This window comes from Nonomuraea sp. NPDC050643 (genome assembly GCF_040654715.1).
In the GTDB taxonomy this organism is placed as follows: Bacteria; Actinomycetota; Actinomycetes; order Streptosporangiales; family Streptosporangiaceae; genus Nonomuraea.
The window spans coordinates 1-26,508 of the sequence record NZ_JBFAIM010000099.1 but is presented as its reverse complement, the minus strand read 5'-3'; the positions used below and the strand labels follow the sequence as shown (position 1 = coordinate 26,508).

Sequence of the window (26,508 nt, the reverse complement as noted above, 5' to 3'; positions counted from 1 at the left end):
GCGGATTGAAGGAGAGACCGATATGAGCACCGCCACCTACACCGTCAAGGGCATGACCTGCGGACACTGCGTGAGCTCGGTCAAGGAAGAGGTCGGCGAAGTGGCTGGCGTCTCCAGCGTCGAGGTGGACCTGGCGACAGGCTTGCTGACCGTGGACAGTGACGGCCCCATCGACGCGGCGAAGATTGTCGCCGCTGTCGAAGAGGCCGGTTACGAAGTGGCGAACCAGTGAACACCGCGGTCAAGCTCGGCTCGTACGTCCTGGGACTGGCCGTCGTCTTCGGCGGAGCCCTGGGGGCGGGCAAGGCGGTAGGGCCGGTCGGGACGCCCCCGGCCGAGGACCACGCCGCCATGGTCATGCCCACTGCCATGCCCACTGTCGTGCCCACCACGAGCGCGAGTGCGGGACACGGAGAACACGCCACCGCGCAGGCACAGGCGAAGGACGATACCCCTGGGGGGCTCCAAGTGTCCGAGAACGGTTACACCCTCAACCCGTTGACCACCATCACGGCCGGTGAGCCGACCGACTTCCGGTTCACGGTGATCGGGGCCGATGGCAGGCCGGTCACCGATTTCCAGGTCGAGCACGACAAGAAGCTGCACTTCATCGTGGCCTCGCGTGATCTGGCCACGTTCCAGCATGTGCACCCGGTCGAGGCCGGGGGCGGGGTGTGGTCGGTGAAGCTGACGCTGAACGACCCGGGCGCCTACCGGGCGTTCGCCGACTTCGTACCGGCGGGTGGCAGCGGTCTGACGCTCGGCACGGATCTTCTGGTCGCGGGCGACTACGAGCCGAAGGCGCTGTCCGAGGTGAGCCGGACGGCGAAGGTGGACGGTTATGAGGTCACGCTCGACGGTGAATTGACGCCCGGACAGTCCAGCAAGCTGACCCTCAAGGTGAGCAAGGACGGCAAGCCGGTCACCGACCTGCAGCCGTACCTCGGTGCCTACGGCCACCTGGTGGCGTTGCGCGCGAGGGACCTGGCCTACCTGCACGTTCACCCCGATGGTGAGCCCGGCGACGGCAAGACCCGGCCAGGGCCCGAGATCACCTTCTACGCCGAGGTGCCGAGCACCGGTGACTATCGTTTGTTCCTAGACTTCCAGCACGGGGACAAGGTCCGTACCGCCGACTTCACCCTGAGCGCAGGCGAGCGGCCGCAGGTCCCGACATCCGAGCCCACGCCGAGCCCGACCCGGCACGGCGACGACGGCCACAGCCACTGACCGAGAGAAAGGAGAATGGTGATGTCCCAGATCACCGATGACCGGCCGAACGCGGTCGAGCTCTCGATCGGCGGCATGACCTGCGCCTCCTGCGCGAACCGCATCGAGCGCAAGCTGAACAAGATGGACGGCGTGACCGCGACGGTCAACTACGCCACCGAGAAGGCCAAGGTCACCTTCCCCGAAGGCGTCGACGCACAAGCGTTGATCGCCGAGGTGGAGAAGGCCGGCTACTCGGCCGCGCTGCCCGCCCCGCCCAAGACGGAGGAGGCGGCCGAGCAGGAGCCGCAGGACGAACTTCAGCCGCTGCGCCAGCGCCTCATCACGTCGGTGGTGCTGTCGGTGCCGGTGGCGGCCATGGCGATGATTCCGCCGTTGCAGTTCACCAATTGGCAGTGGCTGTCGCTGGTGCTGGCCGCTCCGGTGGTGGCGTACGCGGGCTGGCCGTTCCACAAGGCGGCCTGGACCAACCTGCGCCACGGCGCCGCCACCATGGACACGCTGATCTCGGTCGGCACGCTGGCCGCGCTCGGCTGGTCGTTGTGGGCGCTGTTCTTCGGTACGGCCGGCACGCCGGGGATGACGCACCCGTTCGCGTTCACCATCGAGCGGACCGACGGCTCCGGCAACATCTACCTGGAGACGGCCGCGGCGGTGACGGCGTTCATCCTGGCCGGCCGCTACTTCGAGGCCCGCTCCAAGCGCCGCGCGGGAGCCGCCTTGCGGGCGCTGCTGGAGCTGGGCGCCAAGGACGTGGAGCTGGCCGACGGCCGGCGGGTCCCCGTCGACCAGCTCGCGGTGGGGGACCGGTTCATCGTCCGGCCCGGCGAGAAGATCGCCACCGACGGCGTGGTCGAGGAGGGCTCCTCGGCGGTGGACGCCTCGATGCTGACCGGCGAGTCCGTGCCGGTCGAGGTCGGGATGGGAGACGCGGTCACCGGTGCCACGGTGAACGCGGGCGGCCGGTTGGTCGTCCGTACCACCCGGGTCGGCTCCGACACCCAGCTCGCCCAGATGGCCAAGCTGGTGGAGGACGCCCAGACCGGCAAGGCGCAGGTGCAGCGGCTGGCCGATCGCATCTCCGGCATCTTCGTGCCGATCGTGATCGCGCTGGCGCTGGGCACGCTCGGCTTCTGGCTCGGCACCGGCGACGGGGCTGGCGCGGCGTTCACGGCGGCGGTGGCGGTGCTGATCATCGCCTGCCCGTGCGCGCTGGGCCTGGCCACGCCGACCGCGTTGCTGGTGGGCACCGGCCGGGGCGCGCAGCTCGGTATCCTGATCAAGGGGCCCGAGGTGCTGGAGTCCACCCGGAAGATCAACACGGTCGTCCTGGACAAGACCGGCACGGTCACCGAGGGCAAGATGACCCTGGTCAAGGTGCACGTGGCCGAAGGCGAGAGCGAGGAAGAGGTGCTGCGCCTGGCCGGCGCACTGGAGCACGCCTCCGAGCACCCCATCGCCCAGGCCATCGCCCGCGCGGCCGCCTCGGACGACACGGTGGAGGACTTCGCGAACGTCGAGGGCCTGGGCGTGCAGGGCATCGTGGACGGGCACGCCGTGCTGGTCGGACGCCCCAGGCTGCTGGAAGAGTGGTCGCAGCACCTCTCGGCCGACCTGGAGCGTGATCTGCACGAGGCCCAGGCCGCCGGCCGTACGGCGGTGGCGGTGGGCTGGGACGGTCAGGCGCGGGCGGTGCTGGTGGTGGCCGACGTGGTGAAGCCGACCAGCCGGGAGGCCATCGCCCAGCTCCGCGCCCTGGGGTTGTCGCCGGTGCTGCTGACCGGCGACAACGAGGCCGTGGCCAAGACCGTCGCCGCCGAGGTGGGCATCGACGAGGTCATCGCCGAAGTACTGCCCGCCGACAAGGTGGACGTGGTCAAGAAGTTGCAGGCCGACGGCAAGGTGGTGGCCATGGTCGGCGACGGCGTCAACGACGCCGCCGCGCTCGCCCAGGCCGACCTCGGGCTGGCCATGGGCACCGGCACCGACGCCGCCATCGAGGCTTCGGACCTGACCTTGGTACGCGGTGACCTGCGGGTGGCGGCCGACGCGATCCGGTTGTCCCGGCGCACGTTGTCGACGATCAAGGGCAACCTGTTCTGGGCGTTCGCCTACAACGTGGCCGCCCTGCCACTGGCCGCGCTGGGCCTGCTGAACCCGATGATCGCGGGCGCGGCGATGGCGTTCTCCAGCGTCTTCGTGGTCAGCAACAGCCTCCGGCTGCGCCGCTTCAAGTAGCACGATCGGGAATGGCTCCGCGTCGAACGGCGCGGAGCCATTCGTCATTGCCGGAGCCGGCCGCGTGGCTTGTACACCGTCAGCAGCGTGGCCAGGAGCAGCAAGACCACCGCCAGAACGGCATGGATCAGGACCGAAGGGCTCCTCAGCGAGCCTGGTGCGGGATCCGGAGCCGCCGCGACGCCGGCCAGATGGCCCAGAGTCCGGGTGTACATCAGCAGGACGACGATGGCCCCGACGTTGATCAGCAGCTTGAACAGCACCCAATAGTGTCGGAACAGCCCCCACGTGGTGCCCAGCGACTGGACGAGCCCGGTGAGCAGCGAGGCCCCGGCCAGCGGGACGAGGGCGTACCAGGCGGCCGGTTCCATCGCCACGAAGACGGCGCGGACCGTCGGAGCATCCGGGCTGGTCAAGCCGACGATGGCCAGCGCCAGGAAGACCAGCACCGCACCGAGCCAGCCCACAGAGGCGGTGACGTGGGCGGTAAGGGCCAGTTTGCGCAGGGGAGGGGCCATGGGGCTCATGCGGTCATGACCGGCGTGGTGAGTTCGCCCGGGGCGCTGGAAGAGGTGCCGAAGCTGTCGGTCCAGGCCCGCTCGGCCATCCGGATGGAGGTCATCGTCCGGCAGTCCTCCCGCTGCCCGGGTGGCGACGCACAGATCAGAGTCTCGCTGGCGGAAGCCGGGATCCCGCTCGCGCACACCGCGTCGGTCCACGCCGAGATCAGCGGGCCCGCCGCGAAGCCGTACGTGATGCCCTTGCCCGAAACGGCGGACGGTGAGTTCGGCGGCATCCTCAAGACGCCGGTGGCCGGCCTCTACCGCGTGCACCTGCAGGCCAAGGGGATCTCGTTGCGCGGCGAGCCCTTCATCAGGGAAGAGCTCCGCACGGTCGCCGTGTGGACCCGCATCGACGACCCCGGTCTCGGCTCGGCCCTGTTCACCTCGGTGCAACAGGTGGGCAGGGCGGTCGGGATCGCAGTCCTCGTCACCGTGAGCGCACGCCACAGCGATGCCCAAGCCGGTTCACCGGGCGCCGCGACGGAGGGCTTCGCGCTCACCATCGCCGCCGTCCTCGTAGCCCTGGGCGCCCTCCTCATGGCCGCCCTGCTCCGAGCCCGCCGCGTCTGCCCCCACCCACCAGACTCCAGCCCGTCACGACTGAGAGTAAGCGGACTCGCTGGGGGAGTGGACTGCTCGGTGGGCTGCTACCGGGGGTGGGGTGACGTGGTGATCTTCGCTGGAAGCACCGCGGCGCGCATCGGTGAGGTCTCGGGTGTGCGGGTCGGTGACGTCGACACGCAGACGTGGATCTGGACGGTGCGCAGGCAGACCACCCCGAGTCCTGGTGGTCTCGGGGACAAAGGAACAAAGGGTGAGCGAGCCCGGAAGGTTCCGCTCATCGCGGAGGTGCGTGAGCTGGTGCTGAAGCGTCTGCAGGCGGCTGGTCCGGATCCGGAGGCCCGGCTGTTCTGCGGTCCGCGGGGCGGGCGCATCGCCACGGCCGTGCTGCGGGATGCCACGCACTGGGACGAGGTGGTGGCGGCGCCCGGTACGTGCATCTACGGCGTCATGATCTTCGTCATACGGGGTTGACGTGGGTGGCTGATGCCGGGGTGCCGCTTCACGTGCTGAGGAAGATCGCGGGCATGGTTCGCTGAGCACCACGCAGCGCCATCTTCACCCCGATGGCGCGTCCTTGGCGGCGACGGGTAAAGCGTTCCGTGCACCTGTCGGGGGTGTGGTCTCAAAGTGGTCCCGAACTCAGGGCCGTGTAGTCGATCAACGGAAAAAGGCCAGCAGGCCTGGGCTTGTGCCTAGGCTGGCTGGCCTTTTTCGACCGTCGGGACGACAGGATTTGAACCTGCGACCCCTTGACCCCCAGTCAAGTGCGCTACCAAGCTGCGCTACGTCCCGGTCGTGTCGGCCGCCCCCTGCGGGGCGGGACGTCATAACCTTAGCGCACATCGGAGGTGCACGCGTACACGGAGAGCGGGAGCGGAGGCGGCCACGTGGGGCGGAAGCCGACCATCGATCGGAGAGAGTTGGCCAGGCTTGTTGCCGAGGGTATGAGCGTGCAGGAGCTGGCCGTTCACTTCGGGGTCAGTGAGTCCGGGGTGCTGCAGGCGAAGCGGGCCGCCGGGCTGGCCAAGGCGATGCTCGACCACAGCGCCGCCCTGCCGTGGAAGCTGGAACGGGCGCACAGTCAGTCCGGGCCGGCCACGAATCTGCGCAACCTGTCGGCGGCCGCTCAGGGGAAGCCGCCCGCGGCCGAGCGGTTGAACACCGCGCTGCGGTGGGCGCAGCGGCTCGTGGACAGCGGGCTCGACGTACGGTACGACGCCGCCGGCGGATTCAGTGAAGTCCCGGCCGCCTCAGCAGGCTCACATGTCGCATCCGTGCTGGCCGCGGCCAAAAAGGGGATCGAAGCAGACTGACGCACGAGTTTCGACATGCCTGTTCGAGGGCAGGCGCTGGTCTCAACACAGAGACCGGAGGCGAACATCATGACCACCTGGATATGGGTGGCCGTCGTCGTGGTCGCGGTGGTGGCGCTCGCCGCAGTTTACTTCGTACTGCAGCAGCAGAAGCGTCGCTCCCATCTCCGCGAACGCTTCGGCCCGGAGTACGAACGCATAGTCGCCGAGCACGACAACCGCCGTGAGGCGGAGCAGGAGTTGCTCGATCGCGAGCAGCGGCATTCGGAGCTGGACATCCACCCCCTGACGGAGGAGTCGCGCGACACCTACGCCAACCGGTGGACCGAGGTGCAGGAACGCTTCGTCGACGCCCCAGGCTTCGCGGTGACCGAGGCCGACCAGCTGGTCACCTCGGTCATGGCGGAGCGCGGTTACCCGACGGACGACTTCGAGCAGCGGGTGTCCCACCTGTCGGTGGGCCACGCGGCGACGCTCGATCACTACAGAACGGCTCACGAGATCAGCGGGCGCGCGGCCAGGAAGGAGGCCTCCACCGAGGACCTCCGGCAGGCCATGGTGCACTACCGCGCGCTGTTCGAGGAACTGCTACAAGAGACCACCCGAGGACGGTGAAGGATATGAGCAGCGACGAGCTGAAGGTGCCGTCGCAACGCCACGACGCGGTCGGGGACGATACGACGGCCGCCAAGGACCTCGACGACAGGGACGAGGCTACCGGCAGAGCGGGCGACCACTGGGCCGGTGACAGGGCCGGTGACAGGGCCGGTGACAGGGCCGGTGACAGGGCTGACGACACGGCCGACTACACGGCCGACGACAAGGCTGACGAAACGGCCGGTGACAGGGGCGTTGCGGGTCTCGACAAGGATCGGGACGGGGTTCCCGACAGCGACGAGACCGTCCGGGGCGATCTCGCCGATAACGACGAGTACGACCGTTCCGGCAGTGTCGGCAGTGTCGACAGCGCCGACCGTGCCGATCGCCGTCCGTACGACGACGAGATGGTGGCGCAGGGTCCCACGGCCGGTGACGACCACACCGTGGTCCCGGCCGGCGACAGCGCGTACGGCGACACGGTCCACCGCGACCCCTACGCCAAGACCGGCGGCGACATGCCGGCCGAGCCGGAAGGCGAAGCCGTCGTCCCGGCGGCCCACGCCGCCCCCGACGACATCGTGCTGTTCGACCAGGACCCCACCGAGGTGCAGGCCCGCTGGCGCGACCTGCAGGCATCGTTCGTGGACGACCCGGGCCAGGCGGTCCAACGGGCCGACGGGCTCGTCGGCGAGGTCGTGGAGTCCCTCACCGCAACCCTGACCACCCGTACGGGCGCGCTGCGCGATCGCTGGAAGGACGCCGAGAACAGCGACACCGAACAGCTTCGCCTGGCGCTGCGCGACTACAGGAGCGTCCTGGAGCGCCTGCTCGCCCTGTCCAGCAAGTCCCCGACGCAGTATCAGAGCCAGGGAACGAGGTGACATGACATGCTCGCAGTCGTCGCAGCGATCATCTTCGGGCTGGGCTTCCTGCTCGACCTCGTAGGAGCGCGGATTCCCGGTGGATTCACCGGTATGACGTTCGTCCTGCTGGGGTTGTGCCTGCTGGCCCTGCACCAGGCAGGTGTCGGTAAGGCCAGTATCCGTTCCGGGTACAGCAACTGGCGCGGCAGAGCCCGCCGTTGACGGATGGGTACACGTACAAGCCAGGGCCCTGCCGCTCAGCGAGTGGCAGGGCCTCAAGCGTTCGACCACGCGAAGGCAAAGGGGAAGGCGAGAAGGTCAGCTCTTGCCCGGGAACCGCATGATCACCGTGCTGCCGCCGCTGCCGACCCGCAGCGTCAGGTCCGAGGAGAGCAGGCGGGCGACCCACAGCCCCATCCCGCCCACGGCGCCCGGCATCGGGCCCGGTTTCCAGGCCCCCTCGTCGTGCACCTCGACGATCAGATCCCCGTTCACCACCCATGTGCGCAGGTAAGCCTGGTCGGCCCCATGCGTGACGGCGTTGGTGGCCACCTCGTTGACGGCGATGACGAAGTCGCCGACCGCCTCGTCGGGCATGCCCGCGTCACGTGCCTCGTCCTCGGCGAACTGCCGGACCTCTGGCAGGTCCGGCAGTCGGAAGCGGAATCGTTTCACGGGCGCGCCGGGCGGCGGGCTCGTGTAGCCCGACTGAGGCTCGACGTCCTCGTTCACCCGGCGACCGTCCTCTTCAGCCGACCAGCTCGGTGCGAAGCTGGTCGAGAACCTTGCGGAGAATACGCGAAACATGCATCTGTGAGATTCCGAACTCGGCTGCGATCTCGGCCTGCGTCATGTTGCCGAAGAACCGTAGCAGCAGGATGTGCTTCTCGCGGGAGGGGAGCGCGTCGATGAGCGGCTTGACCGCCTCCCGGTCGACCATGGTGCTCAGCGTGTCGTCGTCCTCGGGGATGACGTCGCCGAGCGAGGCCGCGTCGTCGTCGGTGCCGAGGGGCGCGTCGAGCGACAGCGTGCTGTACGCGGCGGAGGCGTCGAGGGTGAGCAGGACGTCCTCCTCGGTGATGTTCATCTTGGCGGCCAGCTCCGCCACGGTCGGTGACCGGCCCAGGTCCTGGCTGAGGTCGGCGACGAGACGGTTGAGCTCGGAGCGGCGCTCCTGGTAGAGACGCGGCACCCGGATGGCCCAGGTGCGGTCGCGGAAGTGCCGCTTGACCTCGCCGGTCATCGTCACGACCGCGTAGCCTCTGAACGCGTGACCGAGGGTCGGGTCGAAGCCGTTGACGGCCTTCATCAGGCCAACATACGCGGCCTGGAGGAGATCCTCCAACGGTTCGCCGCGGTAGCGGTATCGCCGGGCGATCTCCATGGCCAGCGGGCGGTGCATCTCGACGATGCGCTCGCGCAGGCGCTCCCGGTGACTGTCGGGGGTCTCTTCCCTGACCATGTCGGCCAGGAGTTCTTCGGCGGACATCTCCTCGAGGATGTATTCCTGCACAGCCATGGCTGCTCCTCATATGGATCGCAGGCGTCCTCCTCAAGCCGAAAAAGCCCATGCAGAGGCACGCCTCGCTCTACTCTCGAGACCGAAGCCCTCTGCTGGACTTCGGATCCAGTCTCCCCCATGTCGCGGGAAGTATTCCTCGATCGTGTGGTGACAGTAGGGTTGCTCCGTGACAATGCCGGAGAACGGTGACGGGCCCGTGGCGGCCCTGAGCCTGACGTCGTCGACCGTGGACGAGATCACTGTGATCAGAGTCGACGGCGTACTCGACGCCACGACACGCGAACAGTTCGCCGACTATCTGTCGATGGCGGGCTCGGACCTGATCCTCGACCTGGCCGGGGTGACGTTCATGGATTCGCGCGCGCTCGGGCTGATCGTCCACCATTGGCAGACGAGCCTGGCGGCGGGCGCGAAGTTCGCCCTGATCGGGGTGGAATATTCGAAGTCCAAGGTCATGTGGATCACCGGGCTCGCGCAGCGGCTGCCGCTCTACGACACCCTGGAAGACGCCCTGGCCGCCATCAAGTGAGGCCGGCGGCCGGCCGGCGACGAGGTCAGCGCCGCGACGATTTGCGCTGGTGCTCCTCGACCAGCAACCTGGCCAGGTCGGCCACCTTGACCTGGTGGTGCTGGGAGATCCGGCGCAGCTCCTCGAAGGCGGCCTCGGCGCTGCAGCCGCTGGTCTGCATGATGATGCCCTTGGCCTGGTCGATCGCCGACCGTCCGGCGAGGGCCTCCTGGAGCTGGGCGGCGTCGGTGCGGACCTCTTCGAAGTCCGACATGTTCGCCATGGCCACGCCGACCTGCTCGGTCAGCATGCCGGCGAGCGAGGTGGCGCCCTGCGGGGAGAAGGCTCCGGGGCGTACCGAATAGAGACCGACGACCAGCATGGCGGGTGCCACGTCGATGGGGACGACCAGGACGGAGCGGACGCCCCAGCGGGTGGCCAGCGCGTCGTAGCGGGGCCAGCGGGTCTCCTTGAGCACGTCGGGCACCGTGGCGCGGCCGCCGCTGCGCCTGGCCTCGATGGACGGGCCCTCCCCGAGCTCCCGTTCGCCCTCGACGAGCATGATCAGTTCGCTGTGCGAGCCGGAGACCAGGACCCGCTGGTCGCGCCAGTGCTCGGCGGAGGCTCCCGAGCAGCCCGGCACGCCGGCGGCCAGCGCCGTGGTCAGGCCGCGCAGCACGCTTTCCGTCGAGGTGTCCTCACCCAGGCGGCCCAGAACGGCGAGGTCACGTGCGAGGCCGGGGGTGATCATCGCGGTCGATTCCATAGCAACAAGCATCTACCCCTTATGGCTAGCATTATCCCGTGTGGCGTAGCGTCAGACCATGACCATGCCGGACCTCGAACACGCGCTTGACGCGCTGGCCGGGCGCGTCTCCTCACTGCGTGAGGCGAGGACCGCCTACCCAGGCGACCTGGCGCCCACCCTCGACGCCGCGCTGGCCGAGCTCGACACCGCCGTCGAGCTGCTGGCCGAGGCCCGTGAGGAGCTTCGTAAGGCCCCCAAACGCGCCGGGGGCAAGAAGGACGGCACCCAGCGGGAGCTGAAACTGCTGCGGCAGGTCTTCCGGGCCTTCCCCGTCCCCGTCATCGTGATCGACGGCGGGGGCGTGGTCAGGAGGATCAATCCCGAGACCTCCCGGGTGCTCGGCAGTCCCGACGGTTACCTGGTGGGACGGTCGTTCCCGCTGCTCGTGGACGTGTCCCGGCGGGCGGCGTTCCGCTCGCACCTGACGTCGGTGCTGCAGACCGGGCAGCCGTCGGCGTTCGAGACGCGGCTGGCGCACCAGGGGCGTACGCACACCGTGCAGATCGCCCTGACCAGGCTGACGATGCCCGGCGAGCCGCAGCAGATGGTGGCGGCGGTCGCGCTGCCGACCGAGGTGCAGCTCCCGGAGCCGGGCGGATGGCGGCCCGAGCAGACCGACGGGGCGCTGCTGCTGGCCTCGGCCAGGCGGCAGGACCTGCTGGCCAAGATGGCCGCGCTGCTGCTCGACGAGGAGGCGCTGCTGCGTCCCGTCTCGCTGCCGCGGGCCACGCGGCTGCTGGGAGCCGAATGGGCGGACTGGGTGATCGCCGACATGGTGCGCGGCGGCGTGCCGTACCGCTCGGCGGTCGTGGCGCCCAAGAACCATCCCCTGGGCGACCTCGTCCGGCAGGTGGAGTCCGCGGCCCCGGCGGGCAGCCAGGTCGTGCTGCAGGTGCTGGAGCGCGGCTCGGGCGTGGTGCAGGAGATGGTGGACGACGAGAGCCTGCTCGGCTTCTGCGCCGAGGGGCCGCTGCTGACCGTGATGGGCGCGGGCTCGCTGCTCAGCGTGCCCATCGGCCGCTCCGACGGCGTGCTGACGCTGGTGCGCGGGCACGACAAGCCGCCGTACACGCTGGCGGACCTCGCCGTCATGCAGGAGGTGGGGATGCAGCTCGGGCTCGCGGTACGCGCCCAGACCAGCTTCCAGAGCCGCTCCCGCGCGGCGGACGCGCTGTCGGCCAGCGTCGCCCCGCGCAACCTGCCCGACGTGCCCGGCTACGAGGCGGCCGCCGTCTACTCTCCCGGGTCGTCGGTGGGCGCCGAGTTCTACGACGTGTTCCCCGTCTCCGGCGGATGGGGGTTCGCGCTGGGCGGCGCGGCCGGCAAGGGCGAGGAGGCGGCCTCGGTCAGCGCCATGGTGCGCGGCGGTCTGCGCGTGCTCAGCGTCTGGGAGACCGACCCCGCCCTGGTCATGCGCAAGGTCAACGAGGCCCTGGTCACGCAGGGCACCGGCATGTTCGTGATGGCCGCGGTGGGCTTCGTGAAGGGCCGCGAGATCCGGCTGTCGTCGGCCGGGCACCATCCGGCGGCGCTCCTGCAGTCCGACGGCGGCGTACGCTTCGCCGCGGGCGGCGGCGTGCCCCTGGGCATCGCCCTGGAGGCCGAGACCGGGGCCGAGACGCTGACGGTCGGCGTGGGGGAGACGCTGGTGCTCTACTCGGAGGGGCTGGTCTCCTCCAGGAACGAGCGGGGCGAGCCGTACGGCGAGGAGCGGCTGGCCGACGTGCTCACCCGGTGCGCGGGCCAGTCGCCGTCCACCGTGGTCAAAGCGGTGGAGGCGGACCGGCACGCGTTCTCGGGCGGCCAGGTCTGGGATGAGATCGTGGTGTTCGCCCTACGAGGTGTCTGATCTGCGGGGGTTTGCGATCGCGGGAAAACTGGGTATGGTCAGAGACGCAGAACGACGTGCCTAAGACGCAGGCACACCTTTGAGGCTTTTTCCACGCTGAGGTGTGCCATGAATATCGCGATCGTCGCTTCCGCCAACGGCAACCAGCGCTACCGCATCCTGTCTGTCGCACGAGAGCTGGGCCGCGAGCACCACGTCACCATCTACTCCCGCCGTGACAGTGCCGAGGGCAAGTCCAAGACGCGGGTGGCCCCCGGTGTCACTCTGGAGCACATCGACGTGGGCCCGGCCCATGAGCTTTCGGCCGACGAAGTGGTGCCGTACCTCAACGATGTCGGCCAGCACCTCACGCGGCGGTGGAGCCAGGAGCGGCCCGACGTGATCCACGCCCACTCCTGGACCGGCGGCCTGGTCGCCGTGGCCGGGGCCAAGGGGCTGAACGTGCCGGTCACGCAGACGTTCCACACCGTCGACGCCAACCGCATCGAGCTGGAGCGGGCGCTCGGACGCCGGGCCAACGCGGTCATCGCGGGCTCGGGCGACGAGGAGTCGGCGCTGATCAGGCTGGGCGTCCCCCGCGGCAACATCGCCATCGTGCCCCACGGCGTGGACACCGAGCGCTTCCAGCGCCGGGGCGCGGTCGCCACGCGGGGCACCCGCAAGCGCCTGGTGCACGTGGGACCGCTGTCCACCGAACGCGGCGCGCACACCATCGTCCGGGCGCTGCAGGGCCTCAACGACGTCGAGCTGGTCATCGCCGGCGGGCCCGAGCCCGAGGACCTCGACCAGGACCGGGACGTACGCCGGCTGCGCGCGCTGGCGGAGCAGCTCGGCGTGGCCGACCGGGTGACGCTGCTCGGCCGGCTCAAGCGGGCCGCCGTGCCGAAGCTCATGCGCAGCGCGGACGCCGTGGTGTCGGTGCCGCGCGAGGCCGCGACGGGGATCGTCGCGCTGGAGGCCATGGCCTGCGGCGTACCGGTGATCGCCTCGTCCGTGGGCGCGCACCTCGACTCCGTGATCGACGGCGTCACCGGGCTGCTGGTGCCGCCGGACCGCCCCGCGCGCACCGCGCGGCTGGCCCGCGAGCTGCTGTGGGACCCGACCCTGCGGACCGCGCTGGGCTACGCGGGGGCCGACCGGGCGCGCTCGCGCTACTCGTGGGAGCGGGTCAGCCAGGAGCTCGTACGGGTCTACGAGGCGGCCTGCGCCTGACCTACCCGCACACATCCCGGCAGGCGGCACCAGCCGCCTGCCGGAGTCATGTTCGCCCGCAAAATCCGCGCATTTCCGGGAGGCGTGTGCGAGTGTGGCGCGCATGGAGATCGATGAGGCGCGATCTTTGGCACGCGGCCTGCAGCGGCTGGTCAATGAGGCCCACGGCCTGATCGACGAGTCCCGGCCGGTGCCCGACCTGGTGGCTAGGGTGACCGGTCACCTGTCGTGCGAGCTGAAGGACCTGGTGTGCGTCACGCAGGCGTTCAGGAACTGGGAGCACGCGAGCCTGCAGCGCGGGGTGGACGCGTACCTGGCGGAACGGGGTGAGGCCGACTGGTTCGGCGTCTCCGGGCAGGGGCGCGAGCACAACGACACGGTCGACCTGCTCACCGCGGCGGTACGCGGTTTCGAGCGCTTCGAGGTCGGCGCCGTCGACTACGCCACCACCGCGGTCGGCCCGGACGAGACGGTCGAGGTCGTGACGTTCGGCCTGGCCAGGACGACGACGCCGGACGGCGCCCCCGCCGTGATCGTGCTGCGCGGGCCCGCCGAGATGTTCGGCAGGCAGGGCTGCCGGATCGAGGTGATCGCCGCGTCGCGCGAGCGCGCGACGGCCACCAGGGAGGAGATCGAGCGGCTGATGCGCGCGCACGACGTGCTGCGCGGCCAGATCCTCACGTTCGGCGTCTCCGAGCACCGGGGCAACAGCCTGGTCACGTTCCTGCCGCGGCCGGAGCTCGGCCCCGACGAGGTCATCCTGCCCGAGGGGGTGCTGGAGACCGTCGAACGGCACGTGGTCGGCATCGGCCGGCACGCCGAGGCGCTGCGCGCCCGCGGCCAGCACCTCAAGCGCGGCCTGCTGCTGCACGGCCCGCCCGGGACGGGCAAGACCCACACGGTGCGCTACCTGATGGGCCGCCAGCCGGGCGTGACGGTCGTGGTCCTGGCCGGTACGGGGATGGGCTTCATCTCCGACGCCGCCGCCCTGGCCAGACGCCTGCAGCCGGCCATCGTGGTCGTCGAGGACGTGGACCTGGTCGCGCACGACCGCCGCCTGTCGGCCGAGGGCAGCCCGCTGCTGTTCACCCTGTTCGACGCCATGGACGGCATCGGCGCGGACGCCGACGTCACGTTCGTGCTGACCACGAACCGGGCCGAGACGCTCGAGCAGGCCCTGGCGAACCGGCCCGGCCGGGTCGACCTGGCCGTGGAGGTCCCCAGGCCGGACGCCCGCTGCCGGGCCGCGCTGCTGCGCCTGTACGGGGCCGGCGACCTCGCCGAGGCCGACCTGGAGCGGCTGGTGACCAGGACGGACGGCATGACCGCCTCGTTCTTCAAGGAGCTGCTGCGCCGGGGCGTGCTGGAGTCCCTGCGCGAGGACTCCGACACCCTGACGGCCGAGCACCTGAGCGCCGCGCTGGAGGACATGCTGCGCTCCCAGGAGTCGCTGACCCGGACCCTGCTCGGAGCGCCGTCCCCCGTGCCCGCTGTGACGCATGGGACGCATGGGCTGTCATCGGAGTGAAATCTTTGCTTCGATGGTCGGCATGTCCACACGCAGTCCGATCGTGGCGGTGGCGGCGCTCGCGGGTGTCGCCCTTCTTCCCCAGACCGCGCAGGCGCAGACCCCGGGCTGGGGAGCCCCCGTCCTCGTGGAGAACTTCAACGGCTCCTCGATCAACACGAACCGCTGGATGATCTACCACTCGCCGCAGGCGGAGCGTAACCCCCGCACCGGCAGGGCCGCGACGGTCGCGAACGGCGTCCTGCGCCTCAAAGGCGGCATGTACGGCGGCAAGGACCTGTCGGGCGGCGTGGCCACCAGGCTCGCGCAGCGGTACGGCCGCTGGGAGGTCAGGTTCAAGGCCGAGGCGGGCGCCGGCTACACGCCGGTGGCGCTGCTGTGGCCGGCCGCGCAGGGGGAGGACGACTACGCCGAGGTCGACTTCGCCGAGATCGTGGACCCGAAACGGCAGGGCGGCGGCATCTTCGTGCACAGCGGTGACGGCCGGGCCCGGCGGCAGCTCCGGGCCGACTTCACCCGATGGCACACGGTGGCGGTGGACCGGCTGCCGGGGCGGCTGACGTTCTGGCTGGACGGCAGGAAGGTGTGGGACTACCGGGGGGCGCACGTGCCCGACGGGCGGAGGATGGGGCTGGCGCTGCAGAACGACGTGGTCTGCGAGCCACGCTGCCGCGACTCCACCACCCCGGACACCGTGTCCATGTACGTGGACTGGGTCAAGGTCTACCGGGCTCCGGACGCCTGAGCGTCACGCCCAAGGCCCCCGCCACGAATTCCGCGCGGGCGATTCAGGAATTCGGCGCCGCCGTGCCCGGATGCGATTCCCCGGCATTCTACTCTCCATTGAGGTAAGTTCCGGCCGCGATCGCCGCGCCGGATGTGCGTGGGGCACGCCTTTCGCCCGGCGCGGGAAGGTGGCCGTTCTTCGCGGGAAATTGGCGGCCGCGTGCCGGAACGGCCCCGCGACGCGGTCCACGCGAGCGCGGCTTGTCGTCTGTCTGTCGTCTGTCTGTCGTCGCCCGTTTCGGGGGCATCCGGGCGTCGCCCTTCGCCTAGAGTCGGTACGAGTCCGTTCGACCGGCCCGGTGGGAATGGTGCGTGATCGGGGGCTGTATGGGTTTGGGTGAGCTGCTGCTGGCATATCGCAGGAGAGCGGGAATTACGCAGCGGGAATTGGCGGATCGCGCCGCCGTGAGCATACGCGCGTTGCGCGATATCGAGCAGGGTGTCGTTCAGCGGCCGCACACCCGCACGCTGCGCAAGCTGCTCACGGTGGCCGAGCTGGACGACGGGCCCGGCGAGGGGCCGGGGATCGGTGACGACCTTCCCCCCTCGGGCCTCCGCATCGAGCTGCTGGGGCCGCTGACGGTGCGCGCGGGGGAGCGGGTGGTGGATCTGGCGCCCGGCATGCAGCGCCGGCTGCTGGGGCTGCTGGCGATCCAGGCCGGCCAGGTGGTGCCGCGGGCCGACATCGTCGACGTGCTCTGGGGCGAGGAGATCCCGGCGACGTACTCCAACCTGGTGCAGACGTACGTGTCGCGGCTGCGGAAATTCCTCGACGCCGCCGGCGGGCCGGAGGACCTGATCACCCGCACCAGCGCCGGATACCGGCTGAGCCTCGACGTCCAGCAGGTCGACCTGCTCGAGTTCGCCGACCTGACGGCGCGGGCGCAGGCGTACCAGGCGGCGGGGGAGCCGGAGCGGGCCGAGCGGGCGTACGGCGAGGCGCTGTCGATGTGGCGCGGGCAGGCGCTCGCCGACCTCGACCCGCGCGTGCGCCAGCATCCGGCCGTCATCGCGGCCGGCCATCAGCGCGTCTCGGCCGCGCTCGACTACGCCGATCTGGCGCTCACCCGCGGGCACCCCAAGACCGCGCTGGCCCGGCTGCGGGAGGTCGTCGCCGCCGAGCCCCTCCACGAGGGATTGAACGCGCGCGTCATGCTCGCCCTGGCCGCGTCCGGGCAGCGGGCGCCCGCGCTGCGGCTGTTCGCCGAGCTGCGCGAGCAGCTCGCCGAGGGGCTCGGCATCGAGCCGGGCACGGAGCTGCGCGAGGCCCACCTGCGGATCCTGCGTCAGGAGAACGCCACCGCACCCCAGTCCGGGCACAGGCCCCAAGGCGGCGTCACCGCGCCCCAGGCCGAGCGCAGGCCCCAGGAGTTGCCGCCCGGCATCGCGCACTTCGTGGGCCGCCGCGCGGAGCTGGCCGAGCTCGGCGGCCTCGTGGACGATGCCGGTCCCGGGCAGGAGCCGAGGATCGCGGTGATCGTCGGCGGCGCGGGCATCGGCAAGACCGCCCTGGCCGTACGGTGGGGCACGGCGATGGCCGAGAGGTTCCCCGGTGGCAACCTGTTCGTGAACCTGCGCGGCTTCGGCCCCCTTCCGCCGCTCGATCCGGTCTCCGCGCTGAACGCCCTGCTGCGCGGCGTGGGCGTCGACCCGGAGCGGATCCCCGACGACCTGGCCGCGGCCTCCGCGCTGTTCCGCACCCACACCGCCGGCCGCCGGCTCCTCGTGGTCCTCGACAACGCGCTCAACAGCGAGCAGGTCCGGCCTCTCATCCCCGGCCGCGGCTGCCTGCTGGTGGTGACCAGCCGCGACCAGTTGCGCGGGCTGGCGGCGCGCGACGCGAGCGCGCGCATCAGCCTGCCGCCGTTCGAGGCGGCCGACTCGCTGACGCTGCTGTCCCGGATCGTGGGCGAGGAGCGGATCATGAGCGAGGAGGCCGCCGCCCGGGAGCTGGCGCTGCTGTGCGACCACTCGCCTCTCGCCCTGCGCATCATGGCCGAGCGCCTGGCCAGGCAGCCCGGCACCCGGCCGGCCGAGCTGGTGCGGGAGCTGGACCTCGACCACGACAGGAGGCTGACGGCGTTCGACTCGGGCGACGACCCGTTCTCGGACGTCAGGACGGTGCTGTCGTGGTCGTACGCCACCCTCGACGAGCCCACGGCCCGGGTGTTCCGCCTGGTCGGCGGTGTCTACCCGGGCATGGACCTGGGCGGCGAGGCCGCGGCCGCGCTGGTGGGGCTGCCGGAGGGGGAGACGCGGCGGCACCTCGACCGGCTGGTCGCCACCCACCTCGTCGAGCAGCACAGCCACGACCGCTACCGCCTGCACGACCTCGTCCGCGCGTACGCGGCCGAGCAGGCCCGCCGCTCCGACCCCCCGGCGCGGCGCGAGGAGGCGGTCGGCCGGCTCCTGTCCTGGTTCACCGCCCGGCTGCTGGCCGCCGACGCCGCCTTCGCGCCCGACCGCGTCCGCGACCCCATGGTCCGGACCCCGGGAGAGGCGGCGGGGGACGCGGCGGGGGACGCGGCGGGGGACGCGGCGGGCCGCGGGGCGGGTGGCGCGTTCGCCGACTGGGGCAGCGCCATGCGCTGGTGCGAGCTGGAGCACCACACGCTCACCGCCCTGCCCGCCTGGGCCAGGTCGAACGGCGCCGCCCGCGCCGCCTGCGAGATCGCGTTCCTGCTGGAGACGTACCTGGCGCACTACCGGCACTGGCACGAGCTGCTCGACAGCCACGTGACCGTCCTCGACGGCGCGCGGGAGATCGGCGACCGGCGGCTCGAAGGTCACCTCCTCAGCGCGCTGGGCAACACGCACAGCGAGGTCTACCGCCATGCCGAGGCGCTCCCCTACTACCACGACGCCCTGGCCGCCTTCGGCTCGTGTGGTGACCTTCTCGGAGAGGCGAAGGTGCTCGGCAACCTCGCGACGGCGGCGCTGTCCCGGCGTGACTACCGGACGGCCCTGACCGAGTGCGCCAAGGCGCTGGAGGTGTGCGAGGCGGCGGGTTACGAGCGCGGGACGGCGCTCACCCTCGACAGCCTGGGCGAGGCGCAGTTCGGGCTGGGCGAGTTCGGCCGGGCGATCGAGTGCTGGCGGCAGGCCCTCGAGATCAACCGGCGTGGGGGAGCCCTGTTCGCGCAGGCCGCCAACCTGACCAGCCTGGGCCGCGCCCACACGGCCATGCGCGACCACACCGCCGCGATCGACCACCATCTGGAAGCGCTGTCCATCTACCGGACGATCGGCAGCGAGCGCGGCGCCGCGGACGTCCTGCTCGACCTGGGCCGCTCCTACCAGGCCCGCCGCTCGGGCTGACGCCGTCGAGGGCGGGCCGGCCGCCCCCGGGTCAGCGCTCGCTGTCCAGGTCGGCCATCGCCTGACTCGGGTACCGGTCGCCCTGGGCCGCGCCGCGCGGGATGAGCTCGTCGATCCGCGCGAGCTCCGCGGCATCGAGAGAGACGAGGCCGCTGCCGACCAGCGTGGCGACCTGGTCCAGGCGCCGCGAGCCGACGACCGGCACGATGTCCTCGCCCTGGGCCGCGACCCAGGCGATCGCCAGTTGCGCTACGGAGGCCCCCTTCGCCGCGGCCAGCTCCTCCAGCCGGGCGACGAGGGCGCCGTTGTGCGCGCGGTTGGCGCCCTGGAAGCGCGGCGACACCGCCCGGACCCCGTCGATGACTCCGCTGCCGCCGATCAGGCCGCGCCCCAGCACGCCGTAGGCGGTGACGCCGATGCCGAGCTCGCGGCACACGGGCCGGATCTCGTCCTCGATGCCGCGGCTGAGCAGCGAATACTCGAGCTGCACGTCACAGATCGGGGCGACGGCCGCGGCGCGGCGGATCGTCTGCGCCCCGACCTCGCTGAGGCCGATGTGACGTACGTAGCCCTTGTCGACCAGCTCGGCGATCGCGCCGACGGTGTCCTCGATGGGCACGGACCGGTCGAGCCGGGCCGGGCGGTAGACGTCCACGTGGTCGGTGCCGAGGCGCTGCAAGGAGTAGGTCAGGAAGTTCCGCACCGCGGCCGGGCGGCCGTCGATCCCGGCCATCCCGCCGTCAGGGCCGCGCATGGCGCCGAACTTGACGGAGAGCACCACCTCGTCACGGTCGCGGCCCGCCAGCGCGCGCCGGATCAGCGATTCGTTGTGTCCTGCGCCGTAGAAGTCGCCGGTGTCCAGCAGGGTGCCGCCGGCGTCCAGGTAGGCGTGCAGGACGCGTACGCCCTCGTCGTCGTCCACGGGGCCGTAGGCGCCGGACAGGCCCATGGCGCCGAGAGCGGGAGAGGAGACGGTGGGACCGGTGCGGCCGAGGCGGCGCGTGCCGAGACGTGTTGTCGTTGTCATGCCCCCACTGTGCGGGCCGCCGTACGGCCCGGACCAGGCCCAGCTCAGCCAGGGACAACCTGTCCCTGGCTGAGGGTCCGGCGCGGTTCGTACACTGGAGGACGTGATCGACCGCGCCGGGCTCGCCGACTTTCTCCGCCGCCGCCGGGAGGTGCTGCGCCCGGCCGATGTCGGCCTGCCCGACGGCGTGCGCCGCCGCACGCCCGGTCTGCGGCGCGATGAGGTGGCACTGCTGGCCGGCATGTCCAGCGACTACTACGCCCGGCTGGAGCAGTGCCGTGGCGCGAATCCCTCCGAGCCGATCGTGGCCGCCCTGGCGCGTGCGCTCCGCTGCGACCTGGACGAACGCGACCACCTCTTCCACCTGGCCGGGCTGACGCCCCCGGCACGCCGCGCCGACCGGCACATCCGCCCCGGGCTGATCAGCCTGGCCGACCGGCTCACCGACGTTCCGGTCTGCATCTGCACCGACCTGCACGAGGTGCTGTGGCAGAACGCCCTCGCCGACATCGTGCTGGGCCGGCAGGACCACCATGAGGGCCGGGCGCGCAACGCCGTGTGGCGCTGGTTCACCGATCCGGCGTCGCGCGCCCTGTGCCCGGAGGAGGACCGGCCCCGGCATTCGGCCCTGCTCGTCAACGATCTGCGCGCCACCTACTCGCGCCGCGCCGGCGATGACGACGTCGTGGAGCTGGTCGGCGGGCTGCTGGAACGCAGCGCGGAGTTCCGCGTCCTGTGGGAGCGGCACGAGGTCGCGGTGCGCCGTTTCGACCGCAAGCGGTTCCTGCACCCGGAGGTCGGGGTGCTGCACCTGACCTGCGAGGTGCTGCTCGCACCCGCGGAAGACCTCGAGGTGCTGGCGTTCTTCCCGACCGAGGGCACCGACACACGGGAGAAGCTCGACCTGCTGCGGGTCATCGGGACCCAGAGCTTCCGGACGACCGTGTGACGGGCGGCTGCGTGGCGGGTGATTCAGGTGGAGAGGGCGGCTCAGGCGGAGCGGCGTTCACGGTGCGCGCGGCGACCACCATCACGGCGAGGCCGAGCGCCACGATGCCGGCGCCCACGTACAGCGGCGCGGTGTAGCCCAGGCCGGCGCTGATCGCCAGGCCGCCGAGCCAGGCGCCCAGGGCGTTGCCGACATTGGAGGCCGAGACGTTGGCGCCGGCCGCGAGCGGCGCGCCGCCGGCGGCGTCGGTGACGCGGGTGATCATACCGGGGACGCCGGCGAACCCGAGGACGCCCATCAGGAAGACCAGCACCACCGACGCGGCCCGCCCCTCGGCCAGCAGCCCGAACGCCGCGAGCGTGGCGGCGAGCCCCGCCAGGGACACGATCAGCGTGCGGTCACGGTCGCGGTCGGCCGCCCGGCCTCCGGCGAAGTTGCCGATCACCAGGCCGCTGCCGTAGACGACGAGCAGCCAGGCGACGTCGGCGCTGGAGAAGCCGGTGACCTCGGTGAAGGTGTAGGCGATGTAGCTGAACGCCCCGAACATGCCGCCGTAGCCGAGGCCCGTGGCGGCGAGGGTCAGCCAGACCTGCCGGGAGCGGAAGGCGCGGAGCTGGGGGCGCAGGCCGGCCGCCCGCTGGGCCTCGTCCACGGCGCCCGCCCAGGCCGGGACCCACACGGCGATGGCGGCCGCGGCCAGCACGCCGATCCCGGTGATCGCCCAGAAGGTGGCGCGCCAGCCCCAGCGTTCGCCGACCAGGGCGCCGAACGGCACGCCCAGTACGTTGGCGACCGTCAGCCCGGCGAACATCACGGCGACCGCGCGCGACGCTCGCTCCGGCGGGACCATGCGGCGGGCGACGAGTGAGCCGATGCCGAAGAAGGAGCCGTGGCACAGGGCCGCGACGACGCGGCCGAGCATCGCCACGGCGTAGGTGGGCGCGACGGCGGACAGCAGGTTGCCGAGGACGAACAACGCCACCAATCCGACGAGGACGGCCTTGCGGTGGATGCGGGTGGTCGCGGCGGTCAGCAGGATCGCGCCGATCGCCACGCTCAGGGCGTATCCCGAGATGAGCCACCCGGCGGCGGCCTCGGAGACGTCCAGACCACGGCTCACCTGGGGCAGCAGGCCCGCGATCACGAACTCGGTCAGGCCGATCCCGAAGCTGCCGAGCGCGAGCGCGACCAGCCCGGCCGGCATCCGCCGCGTGTCCCTGTCCCGTCGGATGTTCACGTAAACATCATGCCGTAACGTCCGGCGGCGCCCGATGTCCGGTGAGTGGCCGGTCGCTGACCTGGTACGGCCCGCCCCGCCCGCCGAGGCTAGGTCGCAAGCAGACCCATCCTGGGAGGCAACGGGCACCATGACCCAAAGAACCGGACCACGGATCCGGAGACTCTTCATCGTCCTGGGCACGATTCTCACGCTGATCGCGGGAGGGGCCGCGACCGCGAGCCCCGTGCTGGCGCAGCAGTCCACCGCCTACACCTGCGGCGGTCAGGTGTGCATCCGCGTCGTTCCCGACGGGACGGTGGCGCCGATGGACGCTCACGGGTGCAGCGTCAAGACCTGCGTCACGCTGACCGGAGACGCCTCGAAGTACTACATCACCGGCAGCGGGCGCGGCTTCTTCGGCCACGTTCACGTCTGGGGACCGGGCGTCAACCGCTACTCGGCCATCGACTTCGATCCGTCCATCAGAACCCTCGGCCGGGGAGCCGGCAAGGCCTGCGCGGAGGGGTGGGACCTCGAGCACGCCCCGACGGGGCCGTCGGTCGGCCTCGCCTGCAAGGACGTCCGGTGACCTCGGTGAAGGAGAACACCATGCGCAAGAAGACGCCGTTGCGGATCCTGGCGGTGAGCGTGCTGACGCTGCTCGGCGCGGGCCTGGTCGCGACGCCGGCCATGGCACAGCGGAGCGCGGCGGTTGAGGCGGGCACGTCCGCCGCCGTCCTGGAGAGCTGTTCGAGCCGCGGACCGGGCGCCGGGTTCGTCTACGCCGGCGCGTTCGTCGGGACGACCTCCTGCAGCCGGTGCATCGCCGCCGGCTGGGACGGCGTCCACGGCGAGGCGTGGCGCAGTTTCACCTGCTGGACCACGGTCTCCGGTCCGGGCGAGTGGCGTACCCATGAGCTGTGGGTGAAGGGCTTCTGAGGCAGCCGGAGGTACGCGCACCACGTGCGGCGGGAACGGCCCGGGGCCGTCCCCGCCGCTTTCGCCGTCCCAACTGAGGCACAAGTGGATCACCAGAAGGCGCTGTGATGCTCCGTGGTGACAGCGAAACCGCGTCCCAGGAGACATGCGCGTGAGGAAGAAGGCTCTGTCCGCCACGACGGCCGCCCTGGCCGGGCTGGCGGCGGTGACCATGGCCGCTCCCGCCCCGGCGTCCGCCGCGGAGGTGACGATCAGGGTCGAGCGCGCCTACGCCGAGACCGTGCGCGAGTGGATGGACCAGTTCACCTGCCCGACGAACATGGTGCTCACCGGCCGCTCGCACTACGGCGACGAGAACAAGCAGACCACCTACTACTGCAGCTTCATCTTCGTCAACGACGAGCAGGCCCGGGTGTACGTCGGCGACTGGACCCCCGGCCAGAAGGAGAGCAGGTCCAGCTACTCCGCCCCCACGGACCAGGCGCTCGTCGGCAGAGGGCACACCGGGGACGAGAACGGCAGGACGAAGTACCAGTACGCGACCGTGAGCTTCGAGGGCTGACCCCGCCCCGCGCCGCCACCTGACCAGGACCTGCCGCCGTCAGGGGGTCTCCGCGTGGGCGAGCAGGGCCGCGCCGTGGTCGGTGATCTGGTGCAGGGCCGAGTTCTTGTGCCGGGCGGTGGCGACCAGGCCCGCGCCGCGCAGGATCGACGCGTGCTGGCTCGCCCCGGCCAGGGAGATGCCGAGTTTGCGCGCGAGGTCGGTCGTGTTCAGGCGGGGCGCGCTGCCGATCGCCCACAGGACCTCGGCGCGCGTCTGCCCCATCAGCACGGTCAGGGCATGGGTGGGCCCCTGCTCCGCGTGGCCGCCCGCCCAGGCCTCGGCCGGGCTGCGCTCGACCGGGTAGACCAGGATGGGAGCGCCGTCCTGGACGCGCAGCGTGATCGGGTTGGGCCAGCAGAAGACGGAGGGGATGAGCGTCAGGCCCCGTCCGTCGAGGTGCAGGTCGTAGTTGACCGGATAGGGCACCTCGAGGACGGGAGCCGTCCACCGCACGCCGGGGTGCAGCGTCGCGAGAAGGTGCTCCAGCCCATGGTCGATCATCGCCTCCATCCGCTTCTTGCGGTCCAGGCGCACGTGGTTGCGGATCCCCGCCCAGTACGGCTGCAGCGCCTTCGCGTGATAGCCCTTGAGCGCGTCGTGCAGGTGGCGCAGCACCGTCGTGTCCCCGTCGGCCAGGCCGGAGGCCCATGACGGCAGCGGGGTCTCCTCCACCAGCTCCGTCATGTCCGCCCGCAACCGGGCGCGGGGGGTGCTCATGACCACGTCCAGCCCGGCCTCCAGGCTCGCCACCTCGAACGACGGCGTCAGGAAGTCGGGGGAGTAGCCCCGTGGCCTGCACAAGGTCAGCAGCATGCCGGTCGAGGCGGGCAGGTCGCCCTTGACCGCGTAGCGCCACGCGCCGAACGCCCTGGCCCCCTGCGGCACCTGCGCGATGTGCAGGCTGAGCAGGATCTCCCACATGACATGCGGCTCGGCCTGGACGCGGACCCTCAGCAGGTCTTGGGCCGAGAAGTGAATGCGCAACATCGTGACCCCCTTGATACTCCGATCCTAGGAAGATCGGATGACAGGAGGCTGGACCGCATCTTGACCTCCTGACTCCCTGTGACCTGCGAACTTGACGGATAAATCTGGGGCGATCGGCAGAAATTACTCTCCACCGGCGGAAAGCGCCGCCTGGCCGCCGACCGGCTCCAGCAGGCGGTCGAGGCCCAGCTCCTCCCGCAGCAGGGTGGCGACCCGGTGGTAGGCCCGCGGCGCCCGACTCTGACCACCTCCAGGGGCCCAGGATCCCGAACCGGGTCTCCGTGGCCTCGGGCTGCTCTTCGTACGGCAAGAACGCTCCCCGTCGTGGTGGCTGCCGGGCTCAGTACGGAATTCTGCCCTACCCGCGATCACGGTGAGCGCAAGGCCCGTGACCGCCGAACTCCGTCGAAGAAGCGCCGAAAAAAGCGCCGGAGCCGGGCACGCGACCGCGTGCCCGGCAGTTTCAGCAGGAGCTGAAACCTTTGTGCCGCCTTCGAGCACGAGCCTAGGCTCCGCGTCACGTGATAACGCGCTTGAAAGGAGTCAGGTGTGCTCACCTATCATTCAGGGGCGAGATACCTGCACGGCGCCGGCCTCCGCGTGGAGTCCCGGGTGCCCTTCCGATCCGTGGTCGTCTACGCCCCGCCGAGAGTCAGCTCCTTCGGCCTCAGCATGGTCAGCAACATCTTCGCCGATCGCGGCGTCGCCGGACTGCCGCGGTTCGAGTTCGCCGTCTGCGCGGACCGGCCCGGCCCGTCGCGCACGGACCTCGGGCTCATCCTGCGGGTCGAGCACGGCGTCGAGGCGATGGCCCACGCCGACCTCGTCATCGTGCTGCCGGCGGACGAGAACGATCCGCCCGCCCTGCCCGCGCCGGTCCGCCACGCGCTCATCGGCGCCCACCGGCGCGGCGCGATCGTGGCCGGCTACTGCACGGGAACGTTCCTGCTGGCCGAGGCGGGCCTGCTCGACGGCCTGCGGGCCACGACCAACTGGAAGCTGACGGCCAGGCTGGCCGCGGAGCATCCGTCCATCGCGGTGGACGCGGAGGCACTGTACGTCGACGAGGGCCGCGTCGTCACGGGAGCGGGCGCGGCCGCCGGCATCGACATGTGCCTTCACCTGCTGCGCCGCGAGCACGGCACCGCCGTCTCCGGCGCCGTGGCCAGGGAGGCCATGGTCATCCCGCGGCGCGACAGCGGCCAGGCGCGGACCATTCTGACATCGGGTGCCGGGGCGGACTGCGGCGACGGGGACGACACGACGCGCGTGGTCGAACTGCTGGCGTGGATGAGCACGCGGCTGCCGTCCCGGCTGACCGTCGACGACCTGGCCGCGCGGGTCCTGATGAGCTCCCGGACCTTCGCCCGCCGGTTCAGGGAGGTCACCGGCACCACCCCGCAGGCGTGGCTGCGCGAGCAGCGCCTCGACTGCGCGGAGAAGATGCTGGAGACCACCGACCACTCGCTGGAGGAGATCGCGCAGCAGGTCGGCTTCGGCACCGGCGCCGTGCTGCGGCGCAACTTCCTGAAGCGCCATGGGTCCTCGCCGGGCGCCTACCGCCGGGCCTTCGGCAGGCCCGCGCTCACGAGCACCGAAGACGCGGCTCCGGCGCGTACACCGTGTGGAACCGCTGCCGGCGCACCTCCTTACCGCTCCGCTTGAAGACGCGCCACACGTCGATGGCGAAGCCTTCCACGCCCTCCATCGGGATGCACTCGGGCCCCGACTCGCTCAGCGTCGGGAAGGAGCGGACGGCGTAGCGGGGCGAGCTGCGCGAGGTGACGGTGAAGCGCCGGGTGCTCCAGAACTGGACGGTGATCGAGGTGCCGGTGTAGGAGGTCTTGATCAGTACGCCGTAGCGGGAGTCGTTGCGCCAGC

27 protein-coding genes and 1 tRNA gene are annotated in these 26,508 nt (G+C 71.2%); 19 read left to right on the top strand and 9 right to left on the bottom strand.

Features of this window, described 5'->3' with window-relative positions:
- Nucleotides 1-22: 22 nt before the first annotated feature.
- Genes AB0I15_RS61845 through AB0I15_RS61835 form a run of 3 tightly spaced genes read left to right on the top strand, consistent with a single transcriptional unit; the run spans nt 23 to nt 3,468 of the window.
- Nucleotides 23-232 carry a copper ion binding protein gene (locus AB0I15_RS61845; RefSeq protein WP_358118832.1) on the top strand — a complete coding sequence of 70 codons (210 nt, stop codon included), beginning with the start codon at nt 23-25 and terminating at the stop codon, nt 230-232.
- A complete protein-coding gene (locus tag AB0I15_RS61840; protein WP_358118831.1) occupies nt 229-1,230 on the top strand; it encodes a hypothetical protein in 1,002 nt (333 codons plus the stop codon). The genes AB0I15_RS61845 and AB0I15_RS61840 overlap by 4 nt, the downstream gene beginning before the upstream one ends.
- A gap of 21 nt (nt 1,231-1,251) precedes the next feature.
- Nucleotides 1,252-3,468: a heavy metal translocating P-type ATPase gene (locus tag AB0I15_RS61835; RefSeq protein WP_358118829.1), complete on the top strand. Its 2,217-nt coding sequence runs from the start codon at nt 1,252-1,254 to the stop codon at nt 3,466-3,468.
- A gap of 44 nt (nt 3,469-3,512) precedes the next feature.
- Here the strand turns inward: AB0I15_RS61835 and AB0I15_RS61830 are convergent, their stop codons facing one another.
- Nucleotides 3,513-3,995 (bottom strand): hypothetical protein, encoded by a 483-nt coding sequence (locus AB0I15_RS61830; protein ID WP_358118827.1) that lies wholly within the window; start codon nt 3,993-3,995, stop codon nt 3,513-3,515.
- 6 nt (nt 3,996-4,001) lie between these two features.
- On the opposite strand from AB0I15_RS61830, the gene AB0I15_RS61825 reads away from it, so the two are divergent.
- The gene (locus tag AB0I15_RS61825; protein WP_358118826.1) at nt 4,002-5,066 is read left to right on the top strand and encodes a hypothetical protein; all 1,065 of its coding nucleotides are present in this window, start codon (nt 4,002-4,004) and stop codon (nt 5,064-5,066) included.
- A gap of 247 nt (nt 5,067-5,313) precedes the next feature.
- Here AB0I15_RS61825 and AB0I15_RS61820 read toward each other — a convergent pair.
- Nucleotides 5,314-5,387: transfer RNA gene (locus AB0I15_RS61820), tRNA-Pro, on the bottom strand.
- A gap of 152 nt (nt 5,388-5,539) precedes the next feature.
- Here AB0I15_RS61820 and AB0I15_RS61815 point away from each other — a divergent pair.
- The 4 genes from AB0I15_RS61815 to AB0I15_RS61800 all read left to right on the top strand — a co-directional run bounded on the left by AB0I15_RS61815 (nt 5,540) and on the right by AB0I15_RS61800 (nt 7,593).
- On the top strand, nt 5,540-5,908 hold the full coding sequence (locus AB0I15_RS61815) for a hypothetical protein (RefSeq protein ID WP_358118825.1): 369 nt from the start codon (nt 5,540-5,542) through the stop codon (nt 5,906-5,908).
- A 69-nt stretch (nt 5,909-5,977) separates the two neighbouring features.
- The gene (locus AB0I15_RS61810) at nt 5,978-6,523 is read left to right on the top strand and encodes a hypothetical protein (protein ID WP_358118824.1); all 546 of its coding nucleotides are present in this window, start codon (nt 5,978-5,980) and stop codon (nt 6,521-6,523) included.
- Between the two features lie 5 nt (nt 6,524-6,528).
- On the top strand, nt 6,529-7,389 hold the full coding sequence (locus AB0I15_RS61805) for a hypothetical protein (RefSeq protein ID WP_358118823.1): 861 nt from the start codon (nt 6,529-6,531) through the stop codon (nt 7,387-7,389).
- A 6-nt stretch (nt 7,390-7,395) separates the two neighbouring features.
- Entirely contained in the window at nt 7,396-7,593 is a 198-nt protein-coding gene (locus AB0I15_RS61800; protein WP_358118821.1) for a hypothetical protein, read from the top strand.
- Nucleotides 7,594-7,689: 96 nt separating this feature from the next.
- Here AB0I15_RS61800 and AB0I15_RS61795 read toward each other — a convergent pair whose 3' ends face one another.
- Nucleotides 7,690-8,103 (bottom strand): ATP-binding protein, encoded by a 414-nt coding sequence (locus AB0I15_RS61795; RefSeq protein WP_358118820.1) that lies wholly within the window; start codon nt 8,101-8,103, stop codon nt 7,690-7,692.
- Nucleotides 8,104-8,119: 16 nt separating this feature from the next.
- Nucleotides 8,120-8,890 carry a SigB/SigF/SigG family RNA polymerase sigma factor gene (locus AB0I15_RS61790; RefSeq protein ID WP_358118818.1) on the bottom strand — a complete coding sequence of 257 codons (771 nt, stop codon included), beginning with the start codon at nt 8,888-8,890 and terminating at the stop codon, nt 8,120-8,122.
- 175 nt (nt 8,891-9,065) lie between these two features.
- On the opposite strand from AB0I15_RS61790, the gene AB0I15_RS61785 reads away from it, so the two are divergent.
- Nucleotides 9,066-9,422, top strand: coding sequence for an STAS domain-containing protein (locus tag AB0I15_RS61785; RefSeq protein WP_358118862.1), 357 nt, complete (start codon nt 9,066-9,068; stop codon nt 9,420-9,422).
- Between the two features lie 25 nt (nt 9,423-9,447).
- Here AB0I15_RS61785 and AB0I15_RS61780 read toward each other — a convergent pair whose 3' ends face one another.
- Nucleotides 9,448-10,167 (bottom strand): GAF and ANTAR domain-containing protein, encoded by a 720-nt coding sequence (locus tag AB0I15_RS61780; RefSeq protein ID WP_358118816.1) that lies wholly within the window; start codon nt 10,165-10,167, stop codon nt 9,448-9,450.
- 58 nt (nt 10,168-10,225) lie between these two features.
- Here AB0I15_RS61780 and AB0I15_RS61775 point away from each other — a divergent pair, with 58 nt between their 5' ends.
- The 5 genes from AB0I15_RS61775 to AB0I15_RS61755 all read left to right on the top strand — a co-directional run bounded on the left by AB0I15_RS61775 (nt 10,226) and on the right by AB0I15_RS61755 (nt 18,902).
- Entirely contained in the window at nt 10,226-12,058 is a 1,833-nt protein-coding gene (locus tag AB0I15_RS61775) for a SpoIIE family protein phosphatase (RefSeq protein WP_358118814.1), read from the top strand.
- A gap of 108 nt (nt 12,059-12,166) precedes the next feature.
- Nucleotides 12,167-13,270, top strand: coding sequence for a glycosyltransferase (locus AB0I15_RS61770; RefSeq protein ID WP_358118813.1), 1,104 nt, complete (start codon nt 12,167-12,169; stop codon nt 13,268-13,270).
- A gap of 103 nt (nt 13,271-13,373) precedes the next feature.
- Nucleotides 13,374-14,798, top strand: a complete 1,425-nt coding sequence (locus tag AB0I15_RS61765) for an ATP-binding protein (RefSeq protein ID WP_358118811.1) — start codon at nt 13,374-13,376, stop codon at nt 14,796-14,798.
- 22 nt (nt 14,799-14,820) lie between these two features.
- Nucleotides 14,821-15,543, top strand: a complete 723-nt coding sequence (locus AB0I15_RS61760) for a glycoside hydrolase family 16 protein (protein ID WP_358118810.1) — start codon at nt 14,821-14,823, stop codon at nt 15,541-15,543.
- A 368-nt stretch (nt 15,544-15,911) separates the two neighbouring features.
- On the top strand, nt 15,912-18,902 hold the full coding sequence (locus AB0I15_RS61755) for a BTAD domain-containing putative transcriptional regulator (protein ID WP_358118808.1): 2,991 nt from the start codon (nt 15,912-15,914) through the stop codon (nt 18,900-18,902).
- Nucleotides 18,903-18,933: 31 nt separating this feature from the next.
- On the opposite strand, the gene AB0I15_RS61750 is transcribed toward AB0I15_RS61755, so the two are convergent.
- Nucleotides 18,934-19,929, bottom strand: coding sequence for an aldo/keto reductase (locus AB0I15_RS61750; protein ID WP_358118806.1), 996 nt, complete (start codon nt 19,927-19,929; stop codon nt 18,934-18,936).
- A 103-nt stretch (nt 19,930-20,032) separates the two neighbouring features.
- Between AB0I15_RS61750 and AB0I15_RS61745 the strand changes: the two genes are divergently transcribed.
- Nucleotides 20,033-20,878 carry a helix-turn-helix transcriptional regulator gene (locus AB0I15_RS61745; RefSeq protein ID WP_358118805.1) on the top strand — a complete coding sequence of 282 codons (846 nt, stop codon included), beginning with the start codon at nt 20,033-20,035 and terminating at the stop codon, nt 20,876-20,878.
- Here the strand turns inward: AB0I15_RS61745 and AB0I15_RS61740 are convergent.
- On the bottom strand, nt 20,844-22,115 hold the full coding sequence (locus tag AB0I15_RS61740) for an MFS transporter (protein ID WP_358118803.1): 1,272 nt from the start codon (nt 22,113-22,115) through the stop codon (nt 20,844-20,846). The genes AB0I15_RS61745 and AB0I15_RS61740 overlap by 35 nt on opposite strands.
- Before the next feature lie 130 nt (nt 22,116-22,245).
- Between AB0I15_RS61740 and AB0I15_RS61735 the strand changes: the two genes are divergently transcribed.
- The 3 genes from AB0I15_RS61735 (at nt 22,246) to AB0I15_RS61725 (ending at nt 23,598) form a co-directional block, all read left to right on the top strand.
- Nucleotides 22,246-22,686, top strand: a complete 441-nt coding sequence (locus AB0I15_RS61735; protein ID WP_358118802.1) for a hypothetical protein — start codon at nt 22,246-22,248, stop codon at nt 22,684-22,686.
- Nucleotides 22,683-23,036 carry a hypothetical protein gene (locus tag AB0I15_RS61730; protein ID WP_358118800.1) on the top strand — a complete coding sequence of 118 codons (354 nt, stop codon included), beginning with the start codon at nt 22,683-22,685 and terminating at the stop codon, nt 23,034-23,036. Before AB0I15_RS61735 ends, AB0I15_RS61730 begins: the two co-directional genes overlap by 4 nt.
- Before the next feature lie 151 nt (nt 23,037-23,187).
- Nucleotides 23,188-23,598: a hypothetical protein gene (locus AB0I15_RS61725; RefSeq protein WP_358118799.1), complete on the top strand. Its 411-nt coding sequence runs from the start codon at nt 23,188-23,190 to the stop codon at nt 23,596-23,598.
- 39 nt (nt 23,599-23,637) lie between these two features.
- Here the strand turns inward: AB0I15_RS61725 and AB0I15_RS61720 are convergent, their stop codons facing one another.
- Nucleotides 23,638-24,627 carry a hypothetical protein gene (locus AB0I15_RS61720; RefSeq protein WP_358118797.1) on the bottom strand — a complete coding sequence of 330 codons (990 nt, stop codon included), beginning with the start codon at nt 24,625-24,627 and terminating at the stop codon, nt 23,638-23,640.
- 549 nt (nt 24,628-25,176) lie between these two features.
- Between AB0I15_RS61720 and AB0I15_RS61715 the strand changes: the two genes are divergently transcribed.
- The gene (locus tag AB0I15_RS61715; protein ID WP_358118796.1) at nt 25,177-26,292 is read left to right on the top strand and encodes a helix-turn-helix domain-containing protein; all 1,116 of its coding nucleotides are present in this window, start codon (nt 25,177-25,179) and stop codon (nt 26,290-26,292) included.
- On the opposite strand, the gene AB0I15_RS61710 is transcribed toward AB0I15_RS61715, so the two are convergent.
- Nucleotides 26,213-26,508, bottom strand: a 296-nt coding sequence (locus AB0I15_RS61710) for a hypothetical protein (protein ID WP_358118795.1), incomplete at its 5' end; no start/stop codon positions are given. The genes AB0I15_RS61715 and AB0I15_RS61710 overlap by 80 nt on opposite strands.

Coding starts and splice junctions, on each gene's coding strand:
- AB0I15_RS61845 (WP_358118832.1), top strand. CDS start 23: ATGAGCACCGCCACCTACACCGTCAAGGGCATGACCTGCGGACACTGC.
- AB0I15_RS61835 (WP_358118829.1), top strand. CDS start 1,252: ATGTCCCAGATCACCGATGACCGGCCGAACGCGGTCGAGCTCTCGATC.
- AB0I15_RS61830 (WP_358118827.1), bottom strand. CDS start 3,995: ATGAGCCCCATGGCCCCTCCCCTGCGCAAACTGGCCCTTACCGCCCAC.
- AB0I15_RS61825 (WP_358118826.1), top strand. CDS start 4,002: ATGACCGGCGTGGTGAGTTCGCCCGGGGCGCTGGAAGAGGTGCCGAAG.
- AB0I15_RS61815 (WP_358118825.1), top strand. CDS start 5,540: ATGAGCGTGCAGGAGCTGGCCGTTCACTTCGGGGTCAGTGAGTCCGGG.
- AB0I15_RS61810 (WP_358118824.1), top strand. CDS start 5,978: ATGACCACCTGGATATGGGTGGCCGTCGTCGTGGTCGCGGTGGTGGCG.
- AB0I15_RS61805 (WP_358118823.1), top strand. CDS start 6,529: ATGAGCAGCGACGAGCTGAAGGTGCCGTCGCAACGCCACGACGCGGTC.
- AB0I15_RS61800 (WP_358118821.1), top strand. CDS start 7,396: ATGCTCGCAGTCGTCGCAGCGATCATCTTCGGGCTGGGCTTCCTGCTC.
- AB0I15_RS61790 (WP_358118818.1), bottom strand. CDS start 8,890: ATGGCTGTGCAGGAATACATCCTCGAGGAGATGTCCGCCGAAGAACTC.
- AB0I15_RS61785 (WP_358118862.1), top strand. CDS start 9,066: ATGCCGGAGAACGGTGACGGGCCCGTGGCGGCCCTGAGCCTGACGTCG.
- AB0I15_RS61780 (WP_358118816.1), bottom strand. CDS start 10,167: ATGGAATCGACCGCGATGATCACCCCCGGCCTCGCACGTGACCTCGCC.
- AB0I15_RS61775 (WP_358118814.1), top strand. CDS start 10,226: ATGACCATGCCGGACCTCGAACACGCGCTTGACGCGCTGGCCGGGCGC.
- AB0I15_RS61770 (WP_358118813.1), top strand. CDS start 12,167: ATGAATATCGCGATCGTCGCTTCCGCCAACGGCAACCAGCGCTACCGC.
- AB0I15_RS61765 (WP_358118811.1), top strand. CDS start 13,374: ATGGAGATCGATGAGGCGCGATCTTTGGCACGCGGCCTGCAGCGGCTG.
- AB0I15_RS61760 (WP_358118810.1), top strand. CDS start 14,821: ATGTCCACACGCAGTCCGATCGTGGCGGTGGCGGCGCTCGCGGGTGTC.
- AB0I15_RS61755 (WP_358118808.1), top strand. CDS start 15,912: ATGGGTTTGGGTGAGCTGCTGCTGGCATATCGCAGGAGAGCGGGAATT.
- AB0I15_RS61750 (WP_358118806.1), bottom strand. CDS start 19,929: ATGACAACGACAACACGTCTCGGCACGCGCCGCCTCGGCCGCACCGGT.
- AB0I15_RS61735 (WP_358118802.1), top strand. CDS start 22,246: ATGACCCAAAGAACCGGACCACGGATCCGGAGACTCTTCATCGTCCTG.
- AB0I15_RS61720 (WP_358118797.1), bottom strand. CDS start 24,627: ATGTTGCGCATTCACTTCTCGGCCCAAGACCTGCTGAGGGTCCGCGTC.